Consider the following 11,720-nt stretch of genomic DNA (forward strand, 5'->3'; position numbering starts at 1 on the left):
GCCGCGTAGATCCATGCACCAGCCGCTCACCCTCACCAATAGATCGGACAGTATCTTTGGCCCGGCATGGCCGGCAGCCCGGATGAACAAGGTAGATCACGGGAGGAATCGGGATGAGTTCTTTTGTGTTGGGTATCGATGTTTCCAAGGACAAGCTCGACTGCGCATTACAGCTGCCCGATGGCAAGCTGCGCCACAAGGTGGTGAGCAACGCGCCAGAGGGCTTCAAGCGGCTGGACGAGTGGCTCGCCCAGCGCGGCGTTGGCCAAGTGCACGTATGCATGGAAGCGACCGGCATCTACTGGGAAGCTTCGGCAGAGTACTTGTCTGGTCGCGAGCACACGACTGTCAGCGTCATCAATCCAGCCCAGATCAAGGCGTTCGGTGCATCGAGATTGGTGCGCACCAAGACCGACAAGGTCGATGCTTCGTTGATCGCCCAGTTCTGCGCCGAGCGTTGCCCGCCACCCTGGCAAGCACCGAGTGCCCAAGAGCAGGCGCTTCGCGCCATGGTGCTGCGCCTGGAGGCGTTGCAGAACATGCATCGGCAGGAGAGCAACCGTTTGCTGGTCGCCCGCGATGCCGTGCGCGAGGGCATCGAAGCGCATCTGGCCTGGCTTGATGAACAGATTACCCAGTTGGTGCGCCAGATCAACGATCACATCGACAATGATCCGGACATGCATGACAAACGACAGTTGCTCGAATCCATTCCCGGTGTGGGCGAGCGCACGGTCGCGGTCTTGCTGGCTTTCTATGCCGATCCGGCGCGCTTTGGCAATGCGCGCCAGGCCGTTGCATTTGCCGGGCTCAATCCGCGCCAGCACGAATCCGGTTCGAGCGTCAGAGGACGTTCGCATCTGTCCAAGGTCGGCCATGCGTTCATCCGCAAGGCCTTATACATGCCAGCGGTTGTGGCCGCGTACAAAACGACATGGGGTGGCCGATTCCGCCAACGCCTCGTGCGGCGCGGGAAGCATCCGAAGCTGATCATCGGGGCGATGATGCGAAAACTGCTTCAGGTGGCCTATGGTGTGCTCAAGTCGGGCAAGCCGTTCGACCCGACGCTTCACGAGACTTGACGCGGATAACAGTATCTACGTGGCATCTCCAAATAGGAACCGCCCCGGAATCGGGGCGGTTTTCTTGATTCTTCATGCTACGTTTTGCCGACTACCCTTTCGCGAGCATGTCCGCAATCGCCTTCCAATGCGTCTGTTCCGGCTGCTTTGCTTGGAGTTCGCGCGCATAGTCGGCAGCGGTGCGCCCACTGTCGTCGCGGATGTCGCGCTTGGCGCCATGGGCGAGCAGGCGGCGAATCTGTGGGACGTCGCCGTCGAGCGCTGCGGCATGAAGCGCCGTCATGTGCTGTACGCGGATGTCCGTGGCGTTGATATCAACCCCTTCACGGAGGAGTTGCACCAGCGCGGCGTCGGCTTTGGCCGGATCACTGAACACGGCGACCATTCGGGTGCCCGCGGTTTGGTTGAGGTCGGCAATATCCTGTTCGGAGAATCCGCCGTGAAAGAACACCTGCTCGCACACCCACGACATCAGGGGCTTCTCGACTTCCATGCAGGCCATCAGGTGTCCGGGGTCGTGTTGGCGTGTCTCCCTGACCAGTTCGAATGCGATGGCGCCGACCGCCAGAAGGATCAGGCCGATGCCCCAGAGAAGGAAGCGTTTCATGAGGTCAGCACCAGGCAAAGGAGGGCGTCTGGGTCAGCAGGGCAATCGGGATGGGCTTTCGGGCCAAGGCGAGGCCGTCGAGTAACAGGTTGAAGCGTGACCGGAGCGCGTTGCCGATATCGGCCCGGATGGTGTCGTAGATGCGCACGTCTTGCAGATCCTGTTGGGTGGCGTGCTTGAAGTAATGCGGGGTGAAGTTTCTTGCGAGTTTCTTGGCGAGCGCAGGCAGAGATTTGTTTGGCCGCGACAGGCCCTTGAACAGGATTTCGATGTAACCCATCGCGTATGAACCGTCGATGGCAGCGATGAGGGCCGTTTGGGCGAGGCGGCGTGCCGGGTTGTCGATGGTCAGGTTGTTGATTCGGACCGACGCGTCTGGCCAGAAAAACTTGAGGATCGCACTGGTTTCCGCTTCGTTGAAGATCAGTTCTGAGTCCGGGATGTCCGGAATGTTCATCAAGATGCTGCCCACGGCATGCTCCTCGTCAGAAATTACGAGCGACATGCTAACGGCATTAATGAGACGGTTCAAGTTTGGTGCCGCCGAGCTACGGGTTGTTGGGCCTTGCTTTGCTCAACCCAACCTACGCAGAAGCAAAAACGCCCCGAGCTCGGGGCGTTTTTGTTTGGGCGCTCGCAGGATTACGCTTCGTACGCCTCCATCGGCACACAAGCACAGAACAGATTCCGGTCCCCATACACGTCATCAATCCGATTCACGCTCGGCCAGAACTTGTTGTCCGCCACCCAGGGCAGGGGGAAGACGCCTTCCTGGCGGGTGTAGGGGCGGTCCCAGTCGGCAATCACGTCCGCCTGGCTGTGGGGGGCGTGTTTGAGGGGGTTGTTCTCGGCGTCCCAGTCGCCGGATTCGATCTTGGCGATTTCCTGGCGGATGCTGATGAGGGCTTCGATGAAGCGGTCCAGCTCGCCGCGCGGCTCACTTTCGGTGGGCTCGATCATGATGGTGCCGGCCACGGGGAAGCTCATGGTAGGGGCGTGGAAGCCATAGTCCATGAGGCGTTTGGCGATGTCCACCTCGGTGATGCCGCAGGCGGCCTTGATGGGGCGGATGTCGATGATGCATTCGTGCGCCACGCGGCCGTGCTCGCCGGTGTAGAGCACCGGGTAGTGGCCTTCGAGGCGCTTGGCGATGTAGTTGGCGTTGAGGATGGCCACTTCGGTGGCGGTCTTGAGGCCACGGGCGCCCATCATGGTGATGTACATCCAGCTGATGGGCAGGATGCTGGCCGAGCCCCAGGGGGCGGCGGACACGGCGCCCTGGCCGGCGTGCGGGCCTTGCATGGGTTGCACCACGTGGTTGGCCATGAACGGGGCCAGGTGGGCGGCCAGACCGATGGGGCCCATGCCCGGGCCGCCGCCGCCGTGCGGGATGCAGAAGGTCTTGTGCAGGTTCATGTGGCTCACGTCGGCGCCGATGGCGGCCGGTGAGGTGAGGCCCACCTGGGCGTTGAGGTTGGCGCCGTCCATGTACACCTGGCCGCCGTGGGCGTGGATGGTGTCGCAGATTTCGCGGATGGCGGATTCGAACACGCCATGGGTGCTCGGGTAGGTGATCATCAGGCAGGCGAGGCTGGCGGCGTGCTGCTCGGCCTTGGCTTTCAGGTCAGCCACGTCCACGTTGCCGTTGTCGTCGCAGTCGACCACCACCACCTTCATGCCGCACATCTGCGCGGTGGCGGGGTTGGTGCCGTGGGCGCTCTTGGGGATGAGGCAGATGTTGCGCGCCTGATCGCCGCGGCTGTCGTGGTAGCGGCGGATGGCCAAGAGACCCGCGTATTCGCCCTGGGCGCCGGAGTTGGGCTGCATGCTGATGGCCGGGAAGCCGGTGACCGCGCGCAGGTAGTCTTCCAGCCCTTCGATCATTTCCACATAGCCTTGCGCCTGGTCGATGGGGCAGAAGGGGTGGATGTTGCCGAACTGCGCCCAGGTGACCGGAATCATCTCGGCGGTGGCGTTGAGCTTCATGGTGCAGGAGCCGAGCGAGATCATGGAGTGGTCGAGCGCCAGGTCCTTGTTCTGCAGGCGCTTGAGGTAGCGCAGCATCTCGTGCTCGGTGTGATGCTGGTTGAACACCGGGTGGGTGAGGATGGCATCCGTGCGCTGAAGGGCTTCGGGCAGCATCTCGTTGCGGGCGGCCACTTCGGCGTCCAGCGCGTCGATGTCCGGCAGCTGGCCGGTGAGCACGCCGAGCAGGGCGATGACGTCGTCGCGGGTGTGGGTTTCGTCAAAGGCGATGCCGATGCCGGTGTTCCCACAGCGGCGCAGGTTGTAACCCGCGGCCAGCGCGCCGGCCATGAGGTCGTCGGTCTGCTCGCCGGTGTCGAGCACCAGGGTGTCGAAGGCGGTGGCATTGACCACCGTCATGCCCGCGGCTTCCAGCCCGGCGGCCATGATGGCGGTGAGGCGGTGGATGCGCCCGGCGATGGTCTTGAGGCCGTCGGGGCCGTGATACACCGCGTACATGCCGGCCATGTTGGCCAGCAGCACTTGCGAGGTGCAGATGTTGGAGTTGGCCTTCTCGCGGCGGATGTGCTGCTCGCGGGTCTGCAAGGCCATGCGCAGGGCAGTCTTGCCGCGCGCGTCGATGGACACACCGATGATGCGGCCGGGCACGGCGCGCTTGTGCGCATCCTTGGTGGCGAAGAAGGCGGCGTGCGGGCCGCCGAAGCCCATGGGCACGCCAAAGCGCTGGGCCGAGCCGAGGGCGATGTCCGCGCCCATGGCGCCGGGGCTCTTGACCAGCACCTGGGCCATCAGGTCGCAAGCCACGGCCACCACGGCGCCGGTGGCCTTGAGCGCGGCGATGAGGTCGGTCAGGTCGCGCACCGTGCCGTCCTGGCCCGGGTTCTGCAGCAGGGCACCGAACACCTCGTGTTGCGCCGCTTCTTCGGCCGCGCCGAACACCAGCTCGAAGCCGAACAGCGCGGCGCGGGTGCGCACCACGTCGATGGTTTGCGGCCAGCAGGCCTCATCCACGAAGAAGGCGTTGGCCTTGGACTTGCTCACCCGGCGGGCCATGGTCATGGCTTCGGCGGCGGCAGTGGCCTCGTCCAGCAGCGAGGCGTTGGCCAGTTCCATGCCGGTGAGGTCGATCACCATCTGCTGGTAGTTGAGCAGCGCCTCCAGCCGACCCTGGGCGATCTCGGCCTGGTAGGGGGTGTAGGCGGTGTACCAGCCGGGGTTCTCCAGCACGTTGCGCAGGATGACGTTGGGCACGTGGGTGCCGTAGTAGCCCATGCCGATCATGGACGACTTGACCACGTTCTTGTCCGCAATCGCCTTGAGTTTGCCCAGCGCCTCGTGCTCGGGCATGGGCTCGCCCAGCGGCAGCGGCGCGCTCAGGCGGATGGCCGGCGGCACGGTCTGCTCGATGAGGGCGTCGAGCGAACTGGCGCCGAGCACGCTCAGCATGGCGGCGATGTCATCGGCGTCGGGGCCGATGTGGCGGCCGATGAAGGCGTCGCGTTGTTCGAGATCTGAGAGCGGAGCGGAGAACGGGGTGCTGGACATGGGCTTCTCTGGGTGTGTTCGTAGCGTGTTGCGCGTCGGGCGTTGATCGGGGTTTGAATTCCTTCCCCTTCAAGGGGGAGGTCAGGAGTGGGATGGGTTTTGGGCGCTCAGTCGGCTGCATCCGTTTAACCCCATCCCCACCCCAACCCTCCCCTTGAACGGGAGGGAGTTCAAACCGCCGCCTTCACAAAACGTTCTTTCGCAGGCCGGATGACCTCGGTTCCTCCCCCTTCAAGGGGAGGTCAGGAGGGGGATGGGGTGGCGTTGCTCAAGCTGAGGCATCCGTCGAAACCCATCCCCACCCCAGCCCTCCCCTTGAAGAGGAGGGGGGTGTTGCCGCCGGGGCGTTCCGGATCAGTCGGCGGCAGCGACTTCGGCGTAGGCGGCGGCGTCGAGCAGGCCGTCCACGTCGGCGGCGCTGGCCGGCTTGATCTTGAACAGCCAGGCGCCATAGGCGTCTTCGTTGACCGACTCGGGGGCGTCCACGGCCGCTTCGTTGTTGGCGATGACCTCGCCGGCGACCGGCGCGTAGATGTCCGAGGCGGCCTTCACCGATTCGACCACGGCGCACTCTTCACCGGCGGCCACGGTGCGGCCGGCTTCGGGCAGCTCGAGGAAGACGATGTCGCCCAGCGCTTCCTGCGCGTGGTCGGTAATGCCGATGGTGAGCGTGCCGTCGTCCTCGGTGCGGACCCATTCGTGGGATTTGGTGTACTTCAGTTCGGCGGGGGTGTTCATGGGGGAATCTCCGATGAGTCTGGGGTGAGTGTCCGGATCAGGATCAGACCAGGGCCTTGCCGTTGCGGGCAAAGGGCAACTTGACGGCACGCGCCTTGAGGCGTTTGCCACGAATTTCGACCTCCACCGCGTCGCCCACGGCCACGTCGAGCGGCACGCGGGCAAAGGCGATGGCCTTTTGCAGGGTGGGGGAGAAGCTGCCGCTGGTGGTCTCGCCCTCGCCATGGGCGGTGAACACCGGCTGGTGAGCGCGCAGCACGCCCTTGTCTTCGAGGATGAGGCCGATCATGCGGGCGCTGGCCGGGTTGGCCTCGAGCGCGGCGCGGCCGATGAAGTCGCGTGCCTCGTCCTTGAAATCGACGGTCCAGGCCAGGCCGGCGTCGAGCGGCGAGGTGGCTTCGTCCATGTCCTGGCCGTAGAGGTTCATGCCGGCTTCGAGGCGCAGGGTGTCGCGCGCGCCGAGGCCGCAGGGCTTGACGCCCGCGGCCAGCAGCTTGTGCCACAGGTCGGCGGCATCGGCGGCCGGCACGGTGATCTCGAAGCCGTCTTCGCCGGTGTAGCCGGTGCGGGCGATGAGCATGGCGCCCACTTCGGCCGCCTGGAACACCTTGAGCCCGGCGGTGGCCGACTCGCTGCCGGCGACGGCGGTCCAGGTGCGGGCGCGGGCGTTGGGGCCCTGCACGGCGATCATCGCCAGGTCGCGGCGCGCGTCCAGGGTGACGTTGGCGCCCAGGGTGGCGATCTGCTTGCGCATCCAGGCCACGTCCTTGTCGGCGGTGCCGGCATTGACGACGATGCGGTACTTGTCGGCGGCGAAGAAATAGACGATCAGGTCGTCGATGACGCCGCCGGTCTCGTTGAGCATGCAGCTGTAGAGCGCCTTGCCCGGTACCTGGAGCTTGGCCACGTCGTTGGCCAGCAGGGTGCGCAGGAAGGCGGTGGCGCCGTCGCCGCTCAGGTCCAGCGCGAGCATGTGGGAGACGTCGAACATGCCGGCGTCGCTGCGCACGGCGTGATGTTCCTCGATCTGGGAGCCGTAGTTGACCGGCATGTCCCAGCCGGCGAAATCGACCATGCGGGCGCCGGCCTCGATATGGGCGGCGTGAAGCGGGGTGTGCAGGGGCATGCGGCTATCTCCGTGGAACGTCTCATCAGTTTAGGCAACAAAAAAGGGACGGCACCGCGCTGGGTGGCGTCCCCATCTGTCCCTTGTACCTGAGAGATTCCGCTCGGAGAGCGGGTGCCCCTTCGGTGGATGCGCAAGACCCGTCCCGGGCGCGCATCGCTCTCCAGATTTGCACTTCGTCGGCGGTCCTTTTGCCTGAGCGGTTCCGGGGGTTACGCCTTCGGCGGCTCCGTGAGGAGCTCTCTCCCGCGCGACGGCGCAACGGTACCAAAGGCGCCCCGGCGAGGCAACCGTTTGTTGATAAGATCGAGCCCATGAAAAGCCCTCAATCACGCTATCTGGACGTGCGCGGCCTGCGCTATCACTGCACCTGCTGGGGGCGCCCGGGGGCGCCGCTGCTGCTCATGCTCCATGGCTGGGGCGATGCGGGTGGCAGCTTCGCCTTCGTGGCCGAGCGGCTGAAGCGCGACTGGTACGTGGTGGCGCCCGACTGGCGCGGTTTCGGCCGCAGCGAGCGGGCGCCCGGTGGGTACTGGTTTCCGGACTACTTCGGCGACCTGGAATGCCTCCTCGACCAGCTCGCGCCGGGGGCGATGGTGCCGCTGGTGGGCCATAGCCTGGGCGGCAACATCGCCCTCATGTACGCCGGCATCCGCCCCGCGCGCATCACCTCGGTGGTGGCCATCGACGCCTTCGGGCTCGCCGACCGGGCGCCCGAGGAGGCGCCGGGCCGCTACGAGAAGTGGCTGCAGGAGCTGGCGCAGCCGGCCGCGCTGCGCGACTACGACAGCTTCGAGGCGCTGGCGCAGCGGCTGCAGAAGCAGAATCCGCGACTGGACGACGCCAAGGCGGCGTATCTGGCCCGGGTGCTGGGCGTGAGCGACGAGCGCGACCGGGTGCGGCTGGCGGCCGATCCGGCGCACCGCCGGGTCAATCCGGTGCTGTACCGGCGTGCCGAGGCCGAAGCCTGCTGGCGCCGCGTGAAGGCGCCGGTGATGTGGATCGAGCCGGAAGACCTGCGCCTGCGCGAGCAGTTGGGGCTGACGCCGGAGGTGGTGGAGGCCAACAAGGCCTGCTTCGCGGATTTTCGCGAGCGCTTCATTCCGGAGACTGGCCACAACCTGCATCACGACGCACCCGCCGAGGTGGCGCGCCTGATCGACGAATTCGCCATCGCCGGCGGCGGGGAGGTGGCCGATGCGGCCTGAGAACCCCGATCTGCACGCCCATTCGACCTGCTCCGACGGGCTGCTCACGCCCACCGAGCTGGTGGCGCGCGCGGTGGCCAACGGGGTCGACCTGCTCGCCCTCACCGATCATGACGAGACCGGCGGGCTGGCCGAGGCGCAGGCAGCGGCCGACGCGGCGGGCCTGGCCTTCGTGCCCGGCGTCGAGGTATCGGTGACCTGGGCGCAGGAGACGGTGCACATCGTCGGCCTGGGCATCGACCCGGCCAACACCACCTTGCTCGACGGCCTGGCCGAAGTGCGCAGCGGACGCCATGCGCGGGCCCGGCGCATGAGCGATGCGCTCGCCGAGATCGGCATCGCCAACGTGCTCGAAGGCGCGCTCAAGTATGCGGCCAACCCGGCGCTGGTGAGCCGGGCCCATTTCGCCCGCTACCTGGTCGAGATCGGCATCGCACCGCATACGGACGCCGTGTTCAAGCATTACCTCACGCGCGGCAAGCCCGGTTTCGTGGAGACCCAGTGGGCGCAGCTGGCCGACGCCATCGAGTGGATCCTGGCCGCCGGTGGCCTGCCGGTGGTGGCCCATCCGGGCCGCTACAAGTTCTCCGATGCGCAGTTCGACGCCCTGTTTGCCGCGTTCGCGGAGCTGGGCGGGGTGGGCGTCGAGGTGGTGTCGGGTTCCCAAGCCCCATCCAAAACAGGTAAATTCGCGCGCTATGCACGGCGATTCGGTCTGCTGGCCTCGCGCGCGTCGGATTTTCACGGCGACCGGGGCACGCGGGTCGACCTGGGCGGCTGCGCGCCGCTGCCACCGGACGTGAGCCCGGTGTGGGACCGCCTGACCGATTACTACTGATACCCGCGAGCGCCCATGGCCCAGTTCTTTTCCGTCCATCCCGAGCATCCGCAGCCGCGTCTGATGCGCCAGGCCGCGGAGATCATGCGCGACGGCGGGCTGGTGGCGTTCCCCACCGATTCGGCCTACGCGCTGGGCGGCCACCTGGGCGACGCGGCGCTGCTCGAGCGCATCCGCCGCATCCGCGATGTGGACCAGCGCCATCATTTCACGCTGATGTGTCGCGATCTTTCGGAAATCGGCACTTACGCCCGTGTGGACAACAAGCAGTACCGCCTGCTCAAGGCCACCACGCCGGGGCCCTACACCTTCATCCTGGAAGGGACCAAGGAACTGCCGCGCCGCCTGCTGCATCCCAAGCGCAAGACCATCGGCCTGCGCATTCCGGAGCATCCGGTGGTCTCGGCACTGCTCGAAGAACTGCAGGAGCCCATCCTCACCTCGACGCTGATCCTGCCCGACGAGGAGGCGCCGCTGACCGATCCGGAAGACATCCGCGACCGGCTCGGCAAGCTGGTCGATCTGGTGATCGACGGTGGCCCCTGCCCCGGCGAGGCGACTTCGGTGATCGACCTGACCAGCGGCACGCCGGAGCTGGTGCGGGCGGGCAAGGGCGACCTGGAGCCGTTCGGGCTGGAATGAGCGCTGCCGGGGGCTCTGTTAGAATGCCGGCTTTTCGAGCCGCGAGTTCATGGAAGATCTGATATCCACGGTGGCGATCTGGGCGCTGCCCGTGTTGCTGGCCATCACGCTGCACGAGGCGGCGCATGGCTATGTGGCGCGGCATTTCGGCGACCCCACCGCGGACATGCTCGGGCGCATCACCCTCAATCCGCTCAAGCACATCGACCCGGTGGGTACGGTGCTGGTGCCGGGGATGATCCTCGCCATCGGCGCGCTCACCGGCGGCACCGGCTTTCTGTTCGGCTGGGCCAAGCCGGTGCCGGTGGACTTCTCCCGCCTGCGCAACCCCAAGAAGGACATGTTCTGGGTGGCGGCGGCCGGCCCGGCGGCCAATCTGCTCATGACCTTCATGTGGGCGGCACTGCTCAAGCTGGCCATCGTGATGCCCGACAACGGCTACCGGCTGGCGCTGGCGAGCATGGCCGACGCCGGCATCACCATCAACCTGATCCTGATGGTGCTCAACCTGCTGCCGATTCCGCCGCTGGACGGCGGCCGGATTGCGGTGAGTCTGCTGCCCATGCCACAGGCAGCCGCCTGGGCCCGGATCGAGCCCTATGGCTTCCCGATCCTGATCATCCTCCTGATGACCGGCGTGCTGGGCCAAGTTCTTGGCCCGCTGATCGGGTTTTTAAGTTACTTTCTTTCACTCGTTTTCGGATTCTGAATAGTCACATGTACGCAGAACGCGTTCTCTCCGGCATGCGGCCGACCGGTCGCCTCCATCTGGGTCACTACCACGGCGTCTTGAAGAACTGGGTCAAGCTGCAGGCGGAGTACCCCTGCCTGTTCTTCGTCGCCGACTGGCACGCGCTGACCACCAACTACGACAGCCCGCTGGTGATCGGCGAGAGCGTATGGGACATGGTGATCGACTGGCTCGCCGCCGGGGTGGACCCTGCGCAGGCGACCATCTTCATCCAGTCGCGGGTGCCCGAGCATGCCGAACTGCATCTGCTGCTGTCGATGATGTGTCCGCTGGGCTGGCTGGAACGGGTGCCCACCTACAAGGACCAGCAGGAGAAGCTCACCGACAAGGATCTGTCCACCTACGGCTTCCTCGGCTATCCGCTGCTGCAGTCGGCCGACATCCTGATCTACCGCGCCGACAAGGTGCCGGTGGGCGAGGACCAGGTGCCGCACGTGGAATTGACCCGCGAGGTCGCGCGCCGCTTCAACCACCTCTATGGCCGCGAGCCCGGCTTCGAGGACAAGGCGAAGGAGGCGGTCAAGAAGCTCGGCCGCAAGCGCGCCAAGCTGTACGAAGAGTCGCGCACCCGCTACCAGCAGAACGGCGAGGACGGTGCGCTGGACCAGGGCAAGGCGCTCATCGACGACTCCCAGAGCCTCTCCCACGGCGATCGCGAGCGGCTGTTCGGCTATCTGGAAGGCAGCGGCAAGATGATCCTCGCCGAGCCGGGGGCGCTGCTCACCGAAGCGGCCCGCATGCCGGGACTGGACGGGCAGAAGATGTCCAAGAGCTACGGCAACACCATCTTCCTGCGCGAAGACAGCGAGTCGGTGGCGAAAAAGATCCGCACCATGCAGACCGACCCGGCCCGTGTCCGGCTCACCGATCCGGGCGATCCGGACAAGTGCCCGGTGTGGCAGTTCCACCTCATCTATTCGGACGACGAGACCCGGCAGTGGGCCGACAAGGGCTGCCGCAGCGCCGGTATCGGCTGCCTGGAGTGCAAGCAGCCGGTGCTCGACGCGATCCAGAAAGAGCAGGACCGCATGCGCGAGCGTGCCCAGCCCTATCTGGACGACCCGACCCTGGTGCGCAGCATCGTCGCCGACGGCTGCGAACGCGCCCGCAAGCTCGCGCAGGAGACCATGCGCGATGTGCGCGAGGCGATGGGTCTGGACTACAGCTGAGGGCCGCCGGCCCGGGCGCGCATGAGCG

The 11,720-nt window shown here is 66.1% G+C and carries 11 protein-coding genes and 1 riboswitch; of the genes, 6 read left to right on the forward strand and 5 right to left on the reverse strand.

Annotated features, from left to right (window positions below; genetic code table 11):
• Positions 1–113: 113 nt before the first annotated feature.
• Positions 114–1,082 (forward strand): IS110 family RNA-guided transposase, encoded by a 969-nt coding sequence (locus G3580_RS07945; RefSeq protein ID WP_173764747.1) that lies wholly within the window; start codon positions 114–116, stop codon positions 1,080–1,082.
• Positions 1,083–1,173: 91 nt separating this feature from the next.
• On the opposite strand, the gene G3580_RS07950 is transcribed toward G3580_RS07945, so the two are convergent.
• From G3580_RS07950 to gcvT, 5 genes are all read right to left on the reverse strand, one after another.
• Complete coding sequence (locus tag G3580_RS07950) at positions 1,174–1,689, reverse strand: ankyrin repeat domain-containing protein (protein WP_173764748.1); 516 nt, start codon at positions 1,687–1,689, stop codon at positions 1,174–1,176.
• Between the two features lie 4 nt (positions 1,690–1,693).
• The gene (locus tag G3580_RS07955) at positions 1,694–2,161 is read right to left on the reverse strand and encodes a hypothetical protein (protein WP_173764749.1); all 468 of its coding nucleotides are present in this window, start codon (positions 2,159–2,161) and stop codon (positions 1,694–1,696) included.
• Between the two features lie 170 nt (positions 2,162–2,331).
• Positions 2,332–5,220 (reverse strand): aminomethyl-transferring glycine dehydrogenase, encoded by a 2,889-nt coding sequence (gene gcvP, locus G3580_RS07960; RefSeq protein ID WP_173764750.1) that lies wholly within the window; start codon positions 5,218–5,220, stop codon positions 2,332–2,334.
• 354 nt (positions 5,221–5,574) lie between these two features.
• Positions 5,575–5,958 carry a glycine cleavage system protein GcvH gene (gcvH, locus tag G3580_RS07965; protein WP_173764751.1) on the reverse strand — a complete coding sequence of 128 codons (384 nt, stop codon included), beginning with the start codon at positions 5,956–5,958 and terminating at the stop codon, positions 5,575–5,577.
• Between the two features lie 43 nt (positions 5,959–6,001).
• Positions 6,002–7,084 (reverse strand): glycine cleavage system aminomethyltransferase GcvT, encoded by a 1,083-nt coding sequence (gene gcvT, locus G3580_RS07970; RefSeq protein WP_173764752.1) that lies wholly within the window; start codon positions 7,082–7,084, stop codon positions 6,002–6,004.
• A 174-nt stretch (positions 7,085–7,258) separates the two neighbouring features.
• Positions 7,259–7,343, reverse strand: a riboswitch (glycine riboswitch).
• A gap of 55 nt (positions 7,344–7,398) precedes the next feature.
• Between gcvT and G3580_RS07975 the strand changes: the two genes are divergently transcribed.
• The 5 genes from G3580_RS07975 to G3580_RS07995 are packed head-to-tail and all read left to right on the forward strand — an operon-like array spanning position 7,399 to position 11,692.
• Positions 7,399–8,292, forward strand: a complete 894-nt coding sequence (locus tag G3580_RS07975; protein WP_173764753.1) for an alpha/beta fold hydrolase — start codon at positions 7,399–7,401, stop codon at positions 8,290–8,292.
• Complete coding sequence (locus G3580_RS07980; RefSeq protein WP_173764754.1) at positions 8,282–9,130, forward strand: 3',5'-nucleoside bisphosphate phosphatase; 849 nt, start codon at positions 8,282–8,284, stop codon at positions 9,128–9,130. The genes G3580_RS07975 and G3580_RS07980 overlap by 11 nt, the downstream gene beginning before the upstream one ends.
• A 15-nt stretch (positions 9,131–9,145) precedes the next feature.
• Positions 9,146–9,772 carry an L-threonylcarbamoyladenylate synthase gene (locus G3580_RS07985; RefSeq protein ID WP_173764755.1) on the forward strand — a complete coding sequence of 209 codons (627 nt, stop codon included), beginning with the start codon at positions 9,146–9,148 and terminating at the stop codon, positions 9,770–9,772.
• Positions 9,773–9,821: 49 nt separating this feature from the next.
• Positions 9,822–10,481 carry a site-2 protease family protein gene (locus G3580_RS07990; RefSeq protein WP_173764756.1) on the forward strand — a complete coding sequence of 220 codons (660 nt, stop codon included), beginning with the start codon at positions 9,822–9,824 and terminating at the stop codon, positions 10,479–10,481.
• Between the two features lie 8 nt (positions 10,482–10,489).
• Positions 10,490–11,692 carry a tryptophan--tRNA ligase gene (locus G3580_RS07995; protein WP_173764757.1) on the forward strand — a complete coding sequence of 401 codons (1,203 nt, stop codon included), beginning with the start codon at positions 10,490–10,492 and terminating at the stop codon, positions 11,690–11,692.
• The last annotated feature ends 28 nt before the right edge of the window (positions 11,693–11,720 follow it).

Origin of the sequence: Nitrogeniibacter mangrovi (assembly GCF_010983895.1) — a bacterium.
Taxonomy (GTDB): Bacteria; Pseudomonadota; Gammaproteobacteria; order Burkholderiales; family Rhodocyclaceae; genus Nitrogeniibacter; species Nitrogeniibacter mangrovi.

Bases quoted from the DNA above. Each gene is read 5' to 3' on its own strand.
- G3580_RS07945 (WP_173764747.1), top strand. From the start codon at position 114: ATGAGTTCTTTTGTGTTGGGTATCGATGTTTCCAAGGACAAGCTCGAC.
- G3580_RS07950 (WP_173764748.1), bottom strand. From the start codon at position 1,689: ATGAAACGCTTCCTTCTCTGGGGCATCGGCCTGATCCTTCTGGCGGTC.
- gcvP (WP_173764750.1), bottom strand. From the start codon at position 5,220: ATGTCCAGCACCCCGTTCTCCGCTCCGCTCTCAGATCTCGAACAACGC.
- gcvH (WP_173764751.1), bottom strand. From the start codon at position 5,958: ATGAACACCCCCGCCGAACTGAAGTACACCAAATCCCACGAATGGGTC.
- gcvT (WP_173764752.1), bottom strand. From the start codon at position 7,084: ATGCCCCTGCACACCCCGCTTCACGCCGCCCATATCGAGGCCGGCGCC.
- G3580_RS07975 (WP_173764753.1), top strand. From the start codon at position 7,399: ATGAAAAGCCCTCAATCACGCTATCTGGACGTGCGCGGCCTGCGCTAT.
- G3580_RS07980 (WP_173764754.1), top strand. From the start codon at position 8,282: ATGCGGCCTGAGAACCCCGATCTGCACGCCCATTCGACCTGCTCCGAC.
- G3580_RS07985 (WP_173764755.1), top strand. From the start codon at position 9,146: ATGGCCCAGTTCTTTTCCGTCCATCCCGAGCATCCGCAGCCGCGTCTG.
- G3580_RS07990 (WP_173764756.1), top strand. From the start codon at position 9,822: ATGGAAGATCTGATATCCACGGTGGCGATCTGGGCGCTGCCCGTGTTG.
- G3580_RS07995 (WP_173764757.1), top strand. From the start codon at position 10,490: ATGTACGCAGAACGCGTTCTCTCCGGCATGCGGCCGACCGGTCGCCTC.